This is a genomic window from Allobosea sp. LjRoot90 (genome assembly GCF_964254315.1).
Classification (GTDB): domain Bacteria; phylum Pseudomonadota; class Alphaproteobacteria; order Rhizobiales; family Beijerinckiaceae; genus Allobosea.
The window spans coordinates 503,384-520,205 of the sequence record NZ_CAXUTF020000002.1 but is presented as its reverse complement, the minus strand read 5'-3'; the positions used below and the strand labels follow the sequence as shown (position 1 = coordinate 520,205).

The following is a 16,822-nucleotide window of genomic DNA, read 5'->3' as shown; positions in this document are numbered from 1 at the left end:
TCCCGATGCCGATCAGGCTTGACGCACGCGATGCCGGTTTTGAGCGCGAGTTCACCGCTCTGCTCGCGATGAAGCGCGAGGTCTCCGAGGATGTCGATCAGGTCGCAGCCGCGATCATCGCCGATGTCCGCGCCCGCGGCGATGCTGCTTTGATCGATTACACCGAGCGTTTCGACAAACTCTTGCTGACGCCGCAGACGCTGCGCGTCACCGATAGCGAGATCGAGGCGGCGGTGGCGGCCTGTACGCGGGAGCAGCTCGATGCGCTCGAGACGGCCCGCTCCCGGATCGAGACCTATCACCTGCGCCAGAAACCGACCGATTCCTGGTCGCGCGATGCGCTCGGCGTTGAGAGCGGCTGGCGCTGGAGCGCGATTGAGGCCGTCGGCCTCTACGTCCCGGGCGGCACGGCGAGCTATCCCTCGTCCGTTCTGATGAATGCGATTCCGGCCAAGGTCGCCGGCGTCGAGCGTCTCGTCATGGTCGCGCCGACACCGCGCGGTGAGGGTAACCCGCTCGTGCTGGCGGCGGCGAAGCTCGCCGGCATCGACGAGATTTATCGGATCGGCGGGGCTCAGGCGATCGCCGCGCTTGCCTACGGCACAGCGACGATCGCACCTGTCGCCAAGATCGTCGGCCCCGGCAACGCTTATGTCGCCGCTGCCAAGCGCCGTGTCTTCGGCACTGTCGGCATCGACATGATCGCCGGCCCGTCAGAGGTTTTGGTCCTGGCCGATGCGGACGCAAATCCCGACTGGATCGCCGCCGATCTCCTCGCCCAGGCCGAGCACGACACCGCCGCCCAGTCGATCCTGATCACTGACGATGCCACACTCGCCAATGCGGTCGAGCGTGCGGTCGAAGGCCAGCTCAGGACCTTGCCGCGCGCCGAGATCGCCGGTGCGAGCTGGCGTGATTTCGGCGCAGTCATCCTGGTCGAAGCGCTCGACATGGCGATCCCGCTGGTCAACCGGCTGGCGCCGGAGCATCTCGAGATCATCGCCGCTGAACCGGAGCGCCTGGCGGGACGCATTCGCAATGCCGGTGCGATCTTCCTCGGCGGACATACGCCCGAGGCGATCGGCGACTATGTCGGGGGCTCGAACCATGTCCTGCCGACGGCCCGTTCCGCCCGCTTCTCCTCGGGGCTCGGCGTGCCCGATTTCATGAAGCGGACCTCGCTTCTGCGCTGCGGGGTGGACGGTTTGCGTGCACTCTCCGGCGCCGCGGTCACGCTCGCCGAGTCCGAGGGCTTGCAGGCCCATGCGCGTTCCGTGACGATCCGACTCAACGGCTGAGGTCGGGACAGCGATTCTGCACCGACATCCCGCTGCGCGGAGAAGACATGTCGGAACGCAACCATCTGGTCGCCGTCACGCTCGACGAAGCCTCGCTCGGCCGGGGTGGCGCCGACCAGGAGCATGAGCGCGCTGTCGCGATCTACGACCTGATCGAACGCAACCACTTCGCCGTACCGGATTTCGACGGCGGCCCCTATGCCGTCCATCTTGCCTTGGTCGAGCGGCGCCTTGCCTTCGAGATCAGGAGCGCCGATGGCGCCCCGGTCGTCACGCACCTTCTCTCGCTGACGCCGTTGAGGCGCATCATCAAGGACTACGAGTTGGTCTGCGACAGCTACTATGCTGCTATCCGCACGGCGACGCCGTCGCAGATCGAGGCGATCGACATGGGGCGCCGCGGCCTGCACGACGAGGCAGCTCACCTGCTGGTCGAACGGCTGACCAACAAGGTCGAGATCGACCGCGAGACGGCCCGCCGCCTCTTCACCCTGATCTACGCGCTGCACTGGAAGGGCTGAGCGCTTGGAGCCGTCCGCCCCGCGCAAGCTCCAGAGCGTACTGTTCATGTGCGCCTATAACGCGGTGCGCTCGCCCATGGCGGAGGCGATGGCCAAGCACTTCTTCGGCAAGTCGGTTTACGTCCAGTCGGCCGGAGCACGCAAAGGCGAGGTCGACCCCTTCGCGTTGGAGGTCCTCGACGAGATCGGCATCGACGCCCGCAAGCACAAGCCGAAATCGCTCGAAGAGCTGGAGGAATGGGAGGGGCTCAACTTCGATCTGATCGTCACGCTCTCGCCCGAGGCGCATCACAAGGCGCTCGACCTGACCCGCACGGTCGCCTCCGAGGTCGAATACTGGCCGACGCCGGACCCTACCGTCGTGCAAGGCTCGCGCGAACAGGTCCTCGAAGCCTATCGCGCCGTCCGTGACGGCCTGATGCAGCGGATCACGAAGCGGTTGAGATCCTGAAGCTCTACTGGATCAGCACAGCCCCGCCACAGCGCACGCCGCTGACCCAGCTGTCGGCCTGGCCGAGCCCGATCCCGAGTGTGTTGAGCAGGCTCGTCAGCACTTGGTCGAGGGGCGCCGCCGCACCGGCGATGACACCGGAGACGGCGCCGCCGAGGCCGGGTATGGGTAAGCCGAGTCCCAACAGCTCGACACGCAGGTCGAGATCAGCGACCAGCCGCGACAGCAGGCTCGCGACAAAGTTCTGCGTCGAGGTCGTCTTCTTCTCGGCGCGCTGGATCTCGGCATAGCTGAAGCTGACCGGGGTCTCGCTGGTATTGCTGATCGTGACATGCGCCCGACCCGTCACTTTTGCGAGGCCGAGCAGGTTGAGCAGCGTTGCGGCCGGAGGGTTCGGTCGCGTGCTGAAATTGCTGAACTCGGCGTTGGAGACATCTCCGATCCAGGCATCGACCACGGCCGGCGTCACGCCGAGCGTTACCCGCGCGCTTGTGATGTCGCCGGCGCCGCAGGAGATCGAGGTCAGGCGGGCCGTCGCGGAGGCGAGTTCCAGATAAAGCGGCAGCTTGACCAGCGAGGCCTGGCCGCTGCCGACGAGGGTGAGGGTGAGCAACAGGCGCGTCTGGGCGGTGTGGACCGTAGCGCCGTTGCGGCCTACGCGCACCAGGCTGGTGCCGACCGGTCGCTCGCCGATGCCGAGCTTCAGCGAAACCGAAGCGAGGCCGGGCACGTTGACCGCCAGGCCGAGATCGAGCTGGCGTGCGCCATTGGCGATCTGGGCCGTGGCCGAGACGAGGTCGAGTGCCGACAGCGATGCTTTGATTGGCACCTCCTCGTTCAGCTGACGGCTGCCATAGGTGCCGAACGAGACCAGGCTCTGCAGGTTGATGCGCTGGCCTGAGCCGGCGAGCACCGATGCCAGACGCCCCAGCGCCGCGATCGCGTCGCTGCCCGCGCCTTGGGCGCGCGCCCCATCCTGGGCCGCCAGGATGACGTCCCCGATACGGACCTGGGCGCGGGCGACCTCGTCGAAGGTCAGTGCGGAGATCGAGGCGCGCGTCGCCAGCTGCCGCGCGAAGCCGAACAGGTCGATCCGGGCCCGCGCCAGCCCCTCATAGTCCATGACCGATAGCGACAGGCTCGTTCCGAGCAGGCCACCGAGCAGGCCGTTGAGGGCGCCGCCCTCCAGCCGGACCAGCCGCGAGCCGACGGCGAAGGCGGCCTGCATGTCCTGTGCGGCGGTCGCCCGCGTCAGGATTGCGACGTCGCCGGCTTCGTTTCCAAGGCCGCTCGCTCCAATCACCCGGCCGAGGATCATCGGGGTGGTCGCGCGCATCTCGATCCGGGCAGCGTTCGCGCCGGCCGCCGAGCTCGGCTGGAAGCGCATTTCAGGCGCAAGCGTCGCATCCGCCGTATAGGTGCCCAACTGCACTCTTTCGACTGCGGCTGCGGTATAGCCGTTGCGTCCGGCGCTTGATCGTGCGGCCGCGTCCGCCTTTCCGAGGTCAGCCGCGGCGGCGAGCGCGGCGAGATCCGTCGCGGTCTGCTGCCGGCGCTTTTGGTAGAAGAAGCTCCCGACATCGACGGCCATCGTGCCGAAGCCGAACAGAACCATGGAGCTGCCGGCGAAAACGATCGATGAGAGCCCGCGGTGGTCGGCAAACAGCCTCCGCAAGAGATTGATCATGACGGCCTCCCTTGCCGTTTGCCTCGACGGGCGGGTTCAGTAACCGCCGCGCTGCACCACGGCCCGGCGCTCGACCACCGGGGTGGGGAGCGCAACTATCGAGCCGAGGCGATTGAAGATGCTGTCGGAGAAGTCGTAGACGACCGCCACCTCGAAGCTCGGCGCCGGCGCACCCAGGGCGGTCGTCCGCACTGTCAGCTTGCTCGGATCGAGGAAAGCGTATGAGCCGATGCTGCGTGTGACAAAGGCGCGCGCCAGCCGCTCACGCTCGGTGTCGTCGAGCCCGCCGACGGAAGCACGGGCCGCCTCCGCCGCCAGTTGCTGCACGCCGTGATACACGCCAAAGGCGTGGCCATAGCCGATGATACCGAAGAGGAGCAGCAGCAGAAGTGGCGCGATGAAGGCGAATTCTACGGCAGTGGCTGCGGAGCAATCAATCCGTAGGCGTATGAACGAGCGCATGGCATGTTCACTCCACGGGAAGTTACAACCATAGAGTGTATAGCCGGCGCCTTTATAAACCGTAAAACCTACATTCAGGACTACGGGGTAATCATTGAAACGAATTGGCTGATTAATCGAAATTTAAGGGGCAGGGCCCAGGAGCTTCACTGAGGGCAACGTTACGTTAGCTAAGCCGAGAAACGACCTGACGAATGAGCACCGTCGCGATACCGACCAATGTCCGCTCTCGGCAGCTCCGACAGTGGCGCGATATCGGTCTGATCGCAGGCTTGGCGCTCTGCTCCGGCCTTGTAACCCTTGCCAGTTTGCCCGGTCCGATTGCCGGCCCAGCCGTACCGCTGGCAGTCATCTTTCCGCCCTGGGTCTCCGGCGAGGAGGCCGTGGCGCGCAGCCTCGCGACCGGCGCCAGGCTCCTGCGGCAAGGTGCGATGCCCTTCGTCGTCGTCCTTGCGCCAGAAGCTGGGATAGTGCCGGCGGCGAGGCCGGTCGGCGCCATGCTGATGCTGCGTCTCGACGGGCTTGCCGGTTGCATCATCTCATCGGAGGCCGAAGCGAACCGCCTATGACTTTGACCTTGTCTGGCCTTCGCGACCTCGTCGCGCGCTGCCTCATCGGCCTCGCCTTCCTCCACGTCCCACTGCTCGCGATGGCGTCCCTGCTGCAGTCCGGCGACGGGCTGGTGCCGGGGTTGAGCGCGTTGTTGCTCGCGCTCGCGGCGCTGATCGCCTATCGCGGCGTCGGTGCGACGTTGCTGACGCAGTGCGCGATCGCTGTTGCCTTGATCGGCCAGGTCTCGATTCTGGTCGCGGTCTTCTCCGGGCATCCCTGGCAGCCCGACATGCACATGTACTACTTCGCCGTGCTCGCGCTGCTCGCCGGCTTCTGCGACTGGCGGCCGATCATCCTGGGCGCTGCGCTTACGGCGGCGCACCATCTGGTGCTGCAGTTCGTCCTGCCTGCCGCTGTCTTCTATCAGGGCGGCAATCTGCTGCGGGTGCTGTTGCATGCCGTCATTGTGGTTGTCGAAACCGCCTTCCTTGCAGCGATCGCAGTGATGACTGCGCGCATCTTCGCGCAGACCGAGGCCAATCTCCGCCGAGCCGAAGAGGTCGCCGAGCGCGAACGCCTGGCGAGCGAGCGCGAACGGGCGCTCGCCGACGAAGCCGAGGCGCGTGCCGGACATCTGCGCGCGATGGTCGAGCACTTCCGTGACGAGATGGACGGCGCCATGGCCGTTCTCGACAAGGCGTCCGAGGTGATGCAGGTCGACGCCCGTGGCCTCACCGGCGCTTCCGACCGGGCGCGTCAGCAAATCTCGCTCGTCTCGCGCAGCTCGACCGAGGTGACGACCAGCATCGAGCAGACCGCGGCAGCCAGCCAGGAGCTTGCCAGCTCGATCGCCGAGATCGGCCGCAACGTCACGCAATCGGCCGGCAGCTCGCAATCGGCGGCCAGGCTCGCACGCGCAGCCAGCACTGAGATCGAGGCGTTGGCACGCACCGGCGAAAGCGTCGGCGCCGTGGCGGAAATCATTCGCGGCATCGCGGCGCAGACCAGCATGCTGGCGCTGAACGCGACCATCGAGGCGGCGCGTGCCGGCGCGATGGGCAAGGGCTTTGCCGTCGTCGCCAGTGAGGTCAAGACGCTCTCGGCGCAGACCGCGTCTGCGACCGAGGAGGTGGCGCGCTCGATCGAAGCCATCCAGACCGCCTCGCAGCGCTCGCTCAAGTCGATCCGCGAGATGGTCACGGCGATCGGCGAGGTCGAGACCGTCTCGGTCGCCATCGCCTATGCGGTAGGCGAGCAGGATCGCGCCACCGCCGAGATCGCCAAGGAGGTTCAGATCTCTTCCGATGGCGCCGGCCGCAGCGCCCAGACCCTGCAGAGCTTCGAGGCGGTGACCGAGCGCACCTACGCTGCAGCTGGCAGCCTGCAGAGCTCGTCCGCCGATCTTGCGACGCAAGCACAGCGCATCCGCCGCGAGGTTGCGGAGTTCTGCGAGCGCGTCGCCGCGGCTTAGAGCCGGATCCGATCGGGTTAGATCAGCCTGATCGGTAAACGGGTTCTAGCTACCAAGGGCGTCCGGGACCGACGGTCCCGACACCCAGCCATTCGCTGAGCGTCGCGGCGATATCGGCGAAGCTCGCCCTGCGGCCGATCTCGCGCGCCGGCACAGCCGGCCCGAAGCCGAGAATCGGCACATGCTCGCGCGTATGGTCGGTTCCGGGCCAGCTCGGATCATTGCCGTGATCGGCGGTGATGACGGCGAGGTCGCCGGGCCGGAGCAACGCCTCGAGCTTCGGCAGGTCGCGATCGAAGGCTTCGAGCGCCGCCGCATAGCCCGGAATGTCGCGGCGATGACCGTACTCGGTATCGAAGTCGACGAGGTTGACGAAACAGAAGCCGCCATCGGGCAGCCGCGCGAACGCCTCCAGCGCCGCTGCCCACATGGCGGCATTGCCGAACGGCTTGATCTCCTCGCCCGTGTTCCGGTGGGCGAAGATGTCGCCGATCTTGCCGACGGTGACGATCGGCCGGCCCTTGGCCGCGAGCCGGTCGAGGATGGTCTCGTCCGGCGGCGGGATGGAAAAGTCCTTGCGGTTGCCGGTGCGGGTGAAGCCTGTTTCGGCCGTGCCGACGAAGGGGCGGGCAATGACGCGGCCGATCCTCAAGGGGTCGACCAGGACACGGGCCTTCTTGCAGAGGTCGTAAAGCCGCTCCAGGCCAAAATGCTCCTCATGCGCAGCGATCTGCAGCACCGAGTCGACCGAGGTGTAGCAGATCGGCTTGCCCGTCCGGATATGCTCCTCAGCGAGTTTGTCGATCACCGCCGTGCCGGAGGCGTGCTTGTTGCCGAGGATGCCGGGCAGGGCGCCTTCGCGGATGATGGCGGCGACAAGATCGGACGGAAACGAACTCTCCAGCGCGGTGAAATAGCCCCATTTGAACGGGACCGGGCAGCCGGCGATCTCCCAATGGCCGGATGGCGTGTCCTTGCCTTGGCTGATCTCTACGCCGTAGCCGTATTGCCCCTGCGGCGCGTCCGACCGCGTCACGCCGGCGAGCGGTTTACCCGTCGAGGCCTCGCAGGCATGGCTCAGGCCCAGTCGGGCGAGATTGGGGATATGGAGCGGCCCGCTGCGCAGGCCGTCGCGGTCGCCGCGCCCCTCGGCACAAGCCTCAGCGATATGGCCGAGGGTGTCGGCGCCGGTATCGCCATAGGCGGCGGCATCCTCAGCGCCGCCACAGCCGACGGAATCGAGAACGATCAGGATGGCGCGTGCCATTGTCAGTCCCGCACCGCGGCGCTATCGGCCGCCGGCTCGAGGTTGAGCGCAGCCGCCAGCAGCGCCTGCGTATAGGCCTCGCGCGGGCGCTGGAAGATCTCCTCGGCCGGCCCTTCCTCGACCACCTTGCCGTTCTGCATCACCACCACCCGGTGCGACAGCGCCCTGACCACCTTGAGGTCGTGGCTGATGAAGAGATAGCCGAGCTTGCGCCTGGCCTGGAGCCCGCGCAGCAATTCGACGATCTGCGCCTGCACCGACATGTCGAGCGCCGAGGTCGGCTCGTCGAGCACGACGAATTTCGGGTCGAGTGCCATGGCGCGGGCGATCGCAATGCGCTGGCGCTGGCCACCGGAGAACTCGTGCGGATAGCGATCCATCGTCGAAGGATCGAGCCCGACATCGGCGAGCGCCTGCGCCACGATCTCGCGCTGGCGCTGGTAGCTGAGCCCCTTCTGCTGGACGGTGAGCCCCTCCGCGACGATGTCGGCGACCGACATGCGCGGCGAGAGCGAGCCATAGGGGTCCTGGAAGACGACCTGGAGATCCTTGCGCTTCGGCCGCACCGCGGCGCTGCTCAGACCGTCGATGCGGTCGCCGAGGAAGACGATCGGTCCCTCGGAGGAGATCAACCGCAAGATAGCGAGGCCGAGCGTCGTCTTGCCCGAGCCGGATTCGCCGACGACGCCGAGCGTCTCGCCCTCGCGCACCGTGACCGAGATGCCGTCGACCGCCTTCACATGGCTGGTCGTGCGGCGCAGCAGCCCGGTCTTGATCGGGAACCAGACCTTGATCGGACCGGCCTCCAGCAGGATTGGGGCGCCGTCGGGAACAGGTTCTGGCCGGCCCTTCGGCTCGGCAGCGAGCAGGCGCTGCGTATAGGCATGCTGCGGCTTGCCGAAAATATCGGCGACCGGGCCCTGCTCGACGATCTTGCCCTTCAGCATCACGCAGACCCGGTCGGCGATACGCCGGACGATGCCGAGGTCATGGGTGATGAACAGGATCGCCATGCCGAGCCGGCCCTGCAATTCCTTGAGCAGGGTCAGGATCTGCGCCTGCACGGTCACGTCGAGCGCCGTGGTCGGCTCGTCGGCGATCAGGAGGTCGGGTTCGTTGGCTAGCGCCATGGCGATCATCACGCGCTGGCGCTGGCCGCCCGAGAGCTGGTGCGGATAGGCGTCGAGCCGGCTTTCCGCATCGCGGATGCCGACCAGTGACAGCAGTTCGAGCGTCCGCACACGCGCCTTCTCGCCGCGCAGGCCCTTGTGCAGTTCGAGGATCTCGCCGATCTGCCGCGCAATCGGATGCAGCGGATTGAGCGAGGTCATCGGCTCCTGGAACACCATGGTGATGTCGTTGCCGCGGACCTTGCGCATCGCGTCTTCGTCGGCCGCGATCAGGTCCTGGCCGTTGAACAGCACCTTGCCGGACGGATGATACGCCGCCGGGTAGTTCAGCAGCTTCAGGATCGACAGCGCCGAGACCGATTTGCCCGAGCCGGATTCGCCGACGATCGCCAGCGTCTCACCCTTGGCAATCTCGAACGAGATCTTGTCGACCGCGAGCGTCTCTTGCCCGCCCTGGCGGAAGGCGACGGAGAGGTCCTGAACGGAGAGGAGCGGGGAGGAACTCACGAAGTCAGCTCGTTTCTCAAGGCGTCCAACGTGTCGGCATTCAACGGGACGAAATTGAACTTCCGCGGAGAAATGGACCAAGCGGGATCGCGCTGGATACCGCGTATCAACTTCGCGTCGCCGGTTACGAAATGGGTGCAGTTGAATCGGAAAGCGGTAGCTGCGTGGATGGCGTCCGGAACCTTCAGAGACCGGACGCGCGCCCGCATGAGCGCTGCTTGCGCAAGAATATCGCGATCGATTGCCTTTGTTTGAATAAGCAGACCATCGGGTACGAGGTTGCCAATGTACCAATCGTGATGAAATCGGCTCTCTGGATTCTCATCCGTCCCAGCGCGGTCGATGAGGCCTCGAATTGGGTCGACAAGAACTTCGGTGAGTGAAAGATCGCTGGTGATGAAAGGTGTCTCGGTACCGGCTCCCTCGGCGATCAGATTGATCAGGGCCTGGCCTTCTGCCGTCGGTTTTTCGATGGCGTCAATGATCGCGCAGGCGTCGAGATAAACCAGCCCAGCCACGATCGCTATCGGCTCCACTCGTCGCGGAGCTTTCGGACGCGCGCGACTGAGTCATTGGCGCTGGGCTTCAGCTTTCGCCGATGTTCCAGCAGCTCGGCGATCGCAGCTACACGCGCTGCGCTTTTTGCATCGACCTCATCTGCCTCGATGACGACCTTAACCGTCTTTGCAAGCCCCAGCTCTGCCCGCAAGTCCTCCGGCAGCTTCTCGACTGGATAGTGCTCGCGCACGATCTTGTTCATCGCCTCTCTCCTCGCGGCAATCATAGCACGGCCCTCACGCGAAGGTCTTGCGCGGGTCGAAGGCGTCGCGGACGGCTTCGCCGATGAAGATCAAGAGCGACAGCATCAGCGCGATCACCATGAAGCCGGAGAGGCCGAGCCAGGGCGCCTGCAGGTTGGCCTTGCCCTGCGCCAGGAGTTCGCCGAGCGAGGGCGAGCCGGGCGGCAGGCCGAAGCCGAGGAAGTCGAGCGAGGTCAGCGTCGTGATCGAGCCGTTGAGGATGAAGGGCAGGAAGGTCAGCGTCGCCACCATGGCGTTGGGGAGCAGGTGCTTGACCATGATCGCCCGGTTGGAGAGGCCGAGCGCCCGCGCGGCGCGGACATACTCGAAATTGCGCGCCCGCAGGAATTCGGCGCGGACCACGCCGACGAGCGCGACCCAGGAGAACAGCAAGAGGATGCCGAGCAGGACGAAGAAGCTCGGCGTGATGATCGCCGCGACGATGATCAGCAGATAGAGCGCCGGGATCGAGGTCCAGATCTCGATGACGCGCTGGAAGATCAGGTCGGTCCAGCCACCGAAATAGCCCTGGATCGCGCCTGCGGCGATGCCGATCACCGAAGAGATCGAGGCCAGGATCAGCCCGAACAGGATCGAGATACGGAAGCCGTAGATCAGGCGCGCGACGACGTCGCGGCCCTGATCGTCGGTGCCGAGCCAGTTCCACTCGAGCTCGCGGCAGGTCATGCCGCCGGTGCGCTCGGCGATCGGCCGGCATTGCTCGTCTTTCAGCATCCAGGTCGGCGGGGCAGGGGCCGGCACTGGCAGGTCGAGATTATGGGTGCGGTAGGAATAGCGGATCAGCGGCCACAGCGCCCAGCCATTGGCTGCGATCTCCCTGGCGATGGTCGGGTCGCGATAGTCGGTGGTGGCGAGGAAACCGCCGAATTTCTCCTCGGGATAGTTGACCGCGACCGGGAACAGCGTCTCGCCCTTGTAGCGGACGATCAACGGCCGGTCGTTGGCGATGAACTCGGCGAAGAGCGAGAGCACAAACAGCGTCAGGAAGATCCAGAACGACCACCAGCCGCGCTTGTTCGCCTTGAAGCTGTTGAGCCGGCGCCGGTTGATCGGCGAGAGCTTGAGCCAGCCTTGGTTGGCCTGTGCCGGCGCGACCGCAGGGGCGGCGCTGCGCAGGCTGGGCGGCGGGGCGTCGAGCAATGTGTCGCTCACCTCAGGCCTCCCGCGATTCGAAGTCGATGCGCGGGTCGACCCAAGCATAGGTCAGGTCGGTGATCAGGTGCACGACGAGGCCGATCAGCGAGAAGATGAAGAGATTGGCGAAGACCACGGGATAATCGCGATTGACGATCGCCTCGAAGGAAAGCAGCCCGAGCCCGTCGAGCGAGAAGATCGTCTCGATCAGGAGCGAGCCGGCGAAGAGCGCATGCACGAAGGCGCCGGGGAAGCCGGCGATGACGATCAGCATGGCGTTGCGGAAGACATGGCCGTAGAGCACGCCGCGCTCGGACAGGCCCTTCATCCGCGCCGTCAGCACGTATTGCTTCCTGATCTCGTCGAGGAAGGAGTTCTTGGTCAAAAGCGTCGAGGTCGCGAAGGCGCCCAGCGCCATCGCCAGCACCGGCAGGGCGATATGCCAGAAATAATCGCCGATCCTGCCGAGCAGGCTGAGTTGCGCCCAGTTTTCCGAGGTCAGGCCGCGCAGCGGGAAAATCTGCCAGAACGAGCCGCCGGCAAAGAGCACGATCAGCAAGATCGCGAACAGAAAACCGGGGATGGCGTAGCCGACGATGACGACCGCACTGGTCCAGGTGTCGAAGCGCGAGCCGTCCTTCACCGCCTTGCGGATGCCGAGCGGGATCGAGATCGCGTAGGAGAGCAGGGTCATCCAGAGGCCGAGCGTGATCGAGACCGGCAGCTTTTCCTTGATCAATTGCAGTACCGGCGCATCGCGGAAGTAGCTGCGGCCGAAATCGAAGGTCGCATAGTCCTTCAGCATCTTGAAAAAGCGCTCATGCGCCGGCTTGTCGAAGCCGAACTGCTTTTCCAGCTCTTTGATGAAGGCAGGGTCGAGCCCCTGTGCGCCGCGATAGGCCGAGCCTGAATCCAGCGCCTGCGCCCCGGCATCGCCGCCCGAGCCGCCACCGACCCGCTCGGCCGCGCCGCTGTTGGGATTCTGCAATTGCGAGATCACCCGCTCGACCGGCCCGCCCGGCGCGAACTGCACGATGACGAAGGAGATCAGGAGGATACCGAACAGGGTCGGCACCATCAGCGCCAGACGCCGGGCGATGTAGTTCAGCATGCCCGCTTATGCCTTCCCGATTCGCTTCGCCTTCTCGGGATCGTACCACCATGTCCCCGGCGCGCCGGAGCCGTATTTCGGCTTGGTCTGCGGGCGCTCATACATGTCCCAATACGCGAGCCATTCGCTGGCGTTCCACCACATCGGGATCCAGTAGCGCCCGGCGCGCAGCAAACGGTCGAGGCATTTGGCTGCCACCACCACCTCGGCATAGCTGTCGGCCTGGCCGACCGCCTCGATCATCGCATCAATCGCCGGACTGGCGATGCCGCCGACATTGCGCGAGCCGCGCGTCTTGGCGGCTTCCGAGCCGTAGAGGATGCGCATGCTGTCGCTCGGGATGGCGCTGCCGCTCATCGCCCGGCTGATCATGTCGAAGTCGAACTCGTCGAGCCGGCGCTGGTACTGCGCCCCATCGACGATGCGCGAGGTCGCGTTGATGCCGAGCCGCTTGAGGTTGGCCTGGAAGGGCTGGGTGTGCGGCTGCAGCGAGGGCGTCGAATCCAGGAACTCGATCTCGAAGGGCTGGCCGTTCGGCAGCTTCATCACATTGCCGTCGCGCTTGCAGCCGGCGGCGCGCAGCATCTCGTCGGCGCGGCGCAGCAAAGCGCGGTCGCTGCCGGAGCCGTCGCTGACCGGCGGCAAATAGGGCTCGCCGAAGACCTCGTCGGGCACCTTCCCGCGGAAGGGCTCGAGCAGCTTCAATTCTTCCGGCGAGGGCAGGCCGACCGCCTTCGAATCCGAGTTCTCGAAATAGGAGGTCGCCCGCGAGAAGGACGAGAACATGATGTTCTTGTTGGTCCACTCGAAGTCGAAGGCGAGGCCGAGCGCCTCGCGGATGCGCGGATCGGCGAACTTGTCGCGGCGCAGGTTGTAGATCCAGCCCTGCGAGCCGATCGGTTCGGTCTTCGGCAGGGCCTCCTTCTTGACCTTGCCTTCGTTGATCGCCGGGAAGTCGTAGCCGGTCGCCCAGATGCGCGAGGTGAACTCTTCCTGGAAGGTGATCACGCCGCTCTTGAAGGCTTCGAACGCCACTTGCCGGTCGCGGAAATACTCCCAGCGGACGCGGTCGAAATTGTTCTGGCCGATATTCACCGGCAGATCCTTGGCCCAGTAATCCGGCACCCGGTCGAACTCGATGAAGCGGCCCTGCTCGAGGCGGCCGACCTTGTAGCCGCTCGAGCCGAGCGGCGGCTCCAGCGTCGAGGCCTCGAAATTGCGCGTCGACCAGTATTTTTCGGAGAACACCGGCATGCCAGCGACGACGAGATGCAGGTCACGGCTGCGCTTGGGCGAGAGCTTGACGACGATGAGGTCGTCGCTTTCCGCAACGGCCGAGGTCATCTCGGCGAGGATCAGCCGGTAGGTCGGGTGGCCCTTGCTCTTGAGCAGGTTGAGCGAGAAGGCGACGTCGCCCGCAGTGACGCGCGAGCCGTCATGGAAGCGTGCCTCCTGCCGCATGCGGAAACGATAGGTCAGCTTGTCGGCCGAGACTGCGACACTCTTCGCCAGCAGGCCATAGAGCGAGCCGGGCTCATCGGCCGAGCCGGCCATCAGGCTGTCGAAGCAGGCCTCCATGCCGGCTGCGCCATCGCCCTGCAGCACGAAGGTGTTCAGCGTGTTGAAGGTGTCGAAGCTCTGGTTGCCGCCGCCGCGCTTGATCTGGATGGTAATCGAGCCGCCCTTGGGCGCCTTCGGGTTGACATAGGCGAAATGCGGGAAGTTCGGTGGCAGCGCCAACTCGCCGAAGGTCGAGAGGCCGTGGACCTCGTTCTCCTGCGCCAGAGCTGCCGTGAGCGAGCCCGGCAGCGTGGCCGCGGCTGCGAGCGCGCCGCCGCTTTCGAGCAACCTGCGGCGGGTGATCCGGATCGCCATGCAAAAACCCCTTGCGATTCGTTGTCCGATTATGTCGTCACACCCGGCCGAAGCCAGTGTTGCGCGCATTCCCCGTCATGGTGACGGCAATTGCATGGCGCCGACAAGCAAAAGCCGGGCTTTGGGCCCGGCTCATGTGGTCACATTGGCGCGAAAGGCGCGGCCAAATCAGGGCTTCGGCAGCGGCTTCGGCGCCTCGGCCAGCGTATTCAGATAGGCGATGACGTCGGCGCGCTGCTCGGGCTTGCTCAGGCCGGCAAAGGCCATGATGGTGCCCGGGACGTAAGCCTTCGGGCTCTTCAGGAAGTGGTCGAGCGCATCGGCGTCCCAGCTCTTGTCGCCACGGCCCTTCATCGCGGCCGAATAGCCGAACCCTGTGACCGAGCCTTCATTGCGGCCATAGACGTCGTAGAGATGCGGGCCGACCTTGTTGGCGCCGCCCTTTTCGAAGGTGTGGCAGGCCTTGCAGGCGCCGACAGCCTTTTCACCCTTGGCCGGATCGGCCTTGGCGAGGCGCACCGCGATCGGCTCCTCTGCAACTGCCGTCGGGGCGCCGGCGCCGCCAGCCGCAGCCGGCTCGAGGCTCGGCAGGTCGTAGCCGGGAACGGCCGGCTTCTTCGGGGCGAAGACGATGCCAGCCGTCATGTTCAAGGCCATCACGACGAGCAGGGTCGAAAGGCCCGCGCCAGCGATCTTGTTCAGTTCGATATTCATCGTCTCTCACAACCCCCGGCCCGCCCGTCGGCGAAGCAAGACAGCGCTGCGGCCGGACCCTCGCAGGCACCGGCACGTCAGCGCTGCTTAACCGCTTTGCGCGCTGCATTGCAACTCGTATAAGCACGCTCCGCTTTGAGACCTTTTGCCGCCCCGCGAGCTTTCCCCAGACAATGCCCAACCCGCTGATCCTGATCCCGGCCCGCATGCAGGCGACGCGCCTGCCGGGTAAGCCTCTGGCTGACATTCTGGGCGAGCCGATGATCGTTCGCGTCTGGCGCCGTGCCATGGAATCGGGCGTCGGCGAGGTCGTGGTCGCAACCGACGAGGCCCGCATCGTCGCGGCGATCGAAGAGGCTGGCGGGCGGGCGGTGATGACCAGCCCCAAGCACCAGACCGGCTCCGATCGCATCAAGGAAGCAGCCGACATCGTCGACCCCGAGGGCAGGCACGACATCATCGTCAACGTCCAGGGCGATTTCCCGACGCTGGCGCCGACTGCGATCGCCGCGGCGGTGGAGCCGCTGGCCGATCCGGCCGTCGATATCGCGACGCTGGCCGGCGTGATCACCGATGAAGAGGAGAAAACCGCGCCGAGCGTGGTCAAACTGATCGGCAGCGAGATTTCCCCCGGCCGGATGCGCGCGCTCTATTTCACCAGGGCGACGGCGCCTTACGGCGATGGCCCGCTCTATCACCATGTCGGCCTCTACGCCTATCGCCGCCGCGCGCTCGATCGCTTCGTCAGCCTGCCGCAGTCGCCGCTCGAACTGCGCGAGAAGCTCGAGCAGCTGCGCGCCCTCGAGGACGGCATGCGCATCGACGCCATGATCATCGATCACGTCCCGCGAGGCGTCGACACACCCCCTGATCTGGAGCGCGCCCGCACGTTCCTGAAGTCCCACGCCGGAGCCTGAAGACCCCAATGTCAGTCGTCGTTTCCTATCAGGGCGAGCCCGGAGCCTTCTCCTCGCAGGCCGCCCTCCAGGTCTTCCCGGATTGCGAACTGCTGCCCTGCCGGACCTTCGAGGACGCGCTTGCGGCGGTCTCGGACGGCGCCGCCCGCTACGGCATGATCCCGATCGACAACTCGATCGCTGGCCGCGTCGCCGACATCCATCATCTGCTGCCGCGCTCCGGCCTGCACATCATCGGCGAGCATTTCCTGCCGATCCGCTTTCATCTGATGGCGGTCGAGGGCGCGACGCTGGCGACCCTGAAGACGGTGCAGAGCCATATCCACGCGCTCGGTCAGTGCCGCAAGATCATCCGCAAGCTCGGCCTCAAGGCCGAGGTCGCGGCCGACACCGCCGGTTCCGCCAGGCAGGTGGCCGAGGCGGGCGACACGACGCGTGCGGCGATTGCACCGCACATCGCCGCCGAGGTCTACGGCCTCAAGATCCTGATGGAGGACATCGAGGACGAGAAGCACAACACCACGCGCTTCGTCGTGCTCTCGAAATATCCCGAATTCGCCCGTCAGGGTGCCGGCAAGACGGTGACGACGCTGATCTTCCAGGTCCGCAACCTGCCGGCGGCGCTCTACAAGGCGCTCGGCGGCTTTGCCACCAACGGCGTCAACATGACCAAGCTGGAAAGCTACATGGTCGACGGCCATTTCTCGGCGACGATGTTCTACAGCGACGTCGAGGGCCATCCCGACGACCCGGCGCTGCGCCGCGCGCTCGACGAACTCGCCTTCTTCTCGAAGGAGATGAAGATCCTCGGCGTCTACCCGGCGCACGCTTTCCGCGACAGCTTCCCCGAGCCGGGCGAGTAAAGGACCGGGGAAAACGGTTCATGTCCGCGCAGACAGGTCAA

The 16,822-nt window shown here is 65.8% G+C and carries 17 protein-coding genes; 7 read left to right on the top strand and 10 right to left on the bottom strand.

Annotated elements, in window-relative coordinates; all coding sequences use genetic code 11:
- Positions 1-5 precede the first annotated feature (5 nt).
- From hisD to ACSQ3M_RS09140, 3 genes are read left to right on the top strand one after another with little or no spacing between them, the layout of a single operon-like run.
- Complete coding sequence (gene hisD, locus ACSQ3M_RS09150; protein WP_436149749.1) at positions 6-1,298, top strand: histidinol dehydrogenase; 1,293 nt, start codon at positions 6-8, stop codon at positions 1,296-1,298.
- 47 nt (positions 1,299-1,345) lie between these two features.
- Positions 1,346-1,819 (top strand): UPF0262 family protein, encoded by a 474-nt coding sequence (locus tag ACSQ3M_RS09145; protein ID WP_436149748.1) that lies wholly within the window; start codon positions 1,346-1,348, stop codon positions 1,817-1,819.
- Between the two features lie 46 nt (positions 1,820-1,865).
- On the top strand, positions 1,866-2,270 hold the full coding sequence (locus tag ACSQ3M_RS09140; RefSeq protein WP_436150293.1) for a low molecular weight phosphatase family protein: 405 nt from the start codon (positions 1,866-1,868) through the stop codon (positions 2,268-2,270).
- A 4-nt stretch (positions 2,271-2,274) separates the two neighbouring features.
- Here ACSQ3M_RS09140 and ACSQ3M_RS09135 read toward each other — a convergent pair whose 3' ends face one another.
- Together ACSQ3M_RS09135 and ACSQ3M_RS09130 are read right to left on the bottom strand one after the other, a co-directional pair.
- A complete protein-coding gene (locus ACSQ3M_RS09135) occupies positions 2,275-3,957 on the bottom strand; it encodes a pilus assembly protein TadG-related protein (protein WP_436149747.1) in 1,683 nt (560 codons plus the stop codon).
- Positions 3,958-3,993: 36 nt separating this feature from the next.
- Positions 3,994-4,419, bottom strand: coding sequence for a TadE/TadG family type IV pilus assembly protein (locus ACSQ3M_RS09130; protein ID WP_436149746.1), 426 nt, complete (start codon positions 4,417-4,419; stop codon positions 3,994-3,996).
- Between the two features lie 194 nt (positions 4,420-4,613).
- On the opposite strand from ACSQ3M_RS09130, the gene ACSQ3M_RS09125 reads away from it, so the two are divergent.
- Positions 4,614-4,988, top strand: a complete 375-nt coding sequence (locus tag ACSQ3M_RS09125; RefSeq protein ID WP_436149745.1) for a hypothetical protein — start codon at positions 4,614-4,616, stop codon at positions 4,986-4,988.
- Positions 4,985-6,442 (top strand): methyl-accepting chemotaxis protein, encoded by a 1,458-nt coding sequence (locus ACSQ3M_RS09120; RefSeq protein ID WP_436149744.1) that lies wholly within the window; start codon positions 4,985-4,987, stop codon positions 6,440-6,442. Before ACSQ3M_RS09125 ends, ACSQ3M_RS09120 begins: the two co-directional genes overlap by 4 nt.
- Before the next feature lie 49 nt (positions 6,443-6,491).
- On the opposite strand, the gene ACSQ3M_RS09115 is transcribed toward ACSQ3M_RS09120, so the two are convergent.
- From ACSQ3M_RS09115 to ACSQ3M_RS09080, 8 genes are all read right to left on the bottom strand, one after another.
- A complete protein-coding gene (locus tag ACSQ3M_RS09115; protein ID WP_436149743.1) occupies positions 6,492-7,709 on the bottom strand; it encodes a phosphopentomutase in 1,218 nt (405 codons plus the stop codon).
- A gap of 2 nt (positions 7,710-7,711) precedes the next feature.
- Positions 7,712-9,346 carry an ABC transporter ATP-binding protein gene (locus tag ACSQ3M_RS09110; protein WP_436149742.1) on the bottom strand — a complete coding sequence of 545 codons (1,635 nt, stop codon included), beginning with the start codon at positions 9,344-9,346 and terminating at the stop codon, positions 7,712-7,714.
- A complete protein-coding gene (locus ACSQ3M_RS09105) occupies positions 9,343-9,864 on the bottom strand; it encodes a type II toxin-antitoxin system VapC family toxin (protein ID WP_436149741.1) in 522 nt (173 codons plus the stop codon). The genes ACSQ3M_RS09110 and ACSQ3M_RS09105 overlap by 4 nt, the downstream gene beginning before the upstream one ends.
- A 5-nt stretch (positions 9,865-9,869) precedes the next feature.
- Positions 9,870-10,106 carry a hypothetical protein gene (locus tag ACSQ3M_RS09100; protein WP_436149740.1) on the bottom strand — a complete coding sequence of 79 codons (237 nt, stop codon included), beginning with the start codon at positions 10,104-10,106 and terminating at the stop codon, positions 9,870-9,872.
- A 34-nt stretch (positions 10,107-10,140) separates the two neighbouring features.
- Positions 10,141-11,319 carry an ABC transporter permease gene (locus ACSQ3M_RS09095; protein WP_436149739.1) on the bottom strand — a complete coding sequence of 393 codons (1,179 nt, stop codon included), beginning with the start codon at positions 11,317-11,319 and terminating at the stop codon, positions 10,141-10,143.
- A 1-nt stretch (position 11,320) separates the two neighbouring features.
- Positions 11,321-12,412 (bottom strand): microcin C ABC transporter permease YejB, encoded by a 1,092-nt coding sequence (locus ACSQ3M_RS09090; protein WP_436149738.1) that lies wholly within the window; start codon positions 12,410-12,412, stop codon positions 11,321-11,323.
- A gap of 6 nt (positions 12,413-12,418) precedes the next feature.
- Positions 12,419-14,287, bottom strand: a complete 1,869-nt coding sequence (locus ACSQ3M_RS09085; RefSeq protein WP_436149737.1) for an extracellular solute-binding protein — start codon at positions 14,285-14,287, stop codon at positions 12,419-12,421.
- A 168-nt stretch (positions 14,288-14,455) separates the two neighbouring features.
- Positions 14,456-15,001 carry a c-type cytochrome gene (locus tag ACSQ3M_RS09080; RefSeq protein WP_436149736.1) on the bottom strand — a complete coding sequence of 182 codons (546 nt, stop codon included), beginning with the start codon at positions 14,999-15,001 and terminating at the stop codon, positions 14,456-14,458.
- Positions 15,002-15,174: 173 nt separating this feature from the next.
- Here ACSQ3M_RS09080 and ACSQ3M_RS09075 point away from each other — a divergent pair, with 173 nt between their 5' ends.
- Complete coding sequence (locus ACSQ3M_RS09075; RefSeq protein WP_436149735.1) at positions 15,175-15,918, top strand: 3-deoxy-manno-octulosonate cytidylyltransferase; 744 nt, start codon at positions 15,175-15,177, stop codon at positions 15,916-15,918.
- An 8-nt stretch (positions 15,919-15,926) separates the two neighbouring features.
- Positions 15,927-16,781 (top strand): prephenate dehydratase, encoded by an 855-nt coding sequence (locus ACSQ3M_RS09070; protein ID WP_436149734.1) that lies wholly within the window; start codon positions 15,927-15,929, stop codon positions 16,779-16,781.
- Positions 16,782-16,822 lie beyond the last annotated feature (41 nt).

What these genes read in the sequence shown, in the direction of transcription:
- hisD (WP_436149749.1), top strand. Translation starts at nt 6, where the DNA reads ATGCCGATCAGGCTTGACGCACGCGATGCCGGTTTTGAGCGCGAGTTC.
- ACSQ3M_RS09145 (WP_436149748.1), top strand. Translation starts at nt 1,346, where the DNA reads ATGTCGGAACGCAACCATCTGGTCGCCGTCACGCTCGACGAAGCCTCG.
- ACSQ3M_RS09140 (WP_436150293.1), top strand. Translation starts at nt 1,866, where the DNA reads ATGTGCGCCTATAACGCGGTGCGCTCGCCCATGGCGGAGGCGATGGCC.
- ACSQ3M_RS09135 (WP_436149747.1), bottom strand. Translation starts at nt 3,957, where the DNA reads ATGATCAATCTCTTGCGGAGGCTGTTTGCCGACCACCGCGGGCTCTCA.
- ACSQ3M_RS09130 (WP_436149746.1), bottom strand. Translation starts at nt 4,419, where the DNA reads ATGCGCTCGTTCATACGCCTACGGATTGATTGCTCCGCAGCCACTGCC.
- ACSQ3M_RS09125 (WP_436149745.1), top strand. Translation starts at nt 4,614, where the DNA reads ATGAGCACCGTCGCGATACCGACCAATGTCCGCTCTCGGCAGCTCCGA.
- ACSQ3M_RS09120 (WP_436149744.1), top strand. Translation starts at nt 4,985, where the DNA reads ATGACTTTGACCTTGTCTGGCCTTCGCGACCTCGTCGCGCGCTGCCTC.
- ACSQ3M_RS09115 (WP_436149743.1), bottom strand. Translation starts at nt 7,709, where the DNA reads ATGGCACGCGCCATCCTGATCGTTCTCGATTCCGTCGGCTGTGGCGGC.
- ACSQ3M_RS09100 (WP_436149740.1), bottom strand. Translation starts at nt 10,106, where the DNA reads ATGAACAAGATCGTGCGCGAGCACTATCCAGTCGAGAAGCTGCCGGAG.
- ACSQ3M_RS09090 (WP_436149738.1), bottom strand. Translation starts at nt 12,412, where the DNA reads ATGCTGAACTACATCGCCCGGCGTCTGGCGCTGATGGTGCCGACCCTG.
- ACSQ3M_RS09085 (WP_436149737.1), bottom strand. Translation starts at nt 14,287, where the DNA reads ATGGCGATCCGGATCACCCGCCGCAGGTTGCTCGAAAGCGGCGGCGCG.
- ACSQ3M_RS09080 (WP_436149736.1), bottom strand. Translation starts at nt 15,001, where the DNA reads ATGAATATCGAACTGAACAAGATCGCTGGCGCGGGCCTTTCGACCCTG.
- ACSQ3M_RS09075 (WP_436149735.1), top strand. Translation starts at nt 15,175, where the DNA reads ATGCCCAACCCGCTGATCCTGATCCCGGCCCGCATGCAGGCGACGCGC.
- ACSQ3M_RS09070 (WP_436149734.1), top strand. Translation starts at nt 15,927, where the DNA reads ATGTCAGTCGTCGTTTCCTATCAGGGCGAGCCCGGAGCCTTCTCCTCG.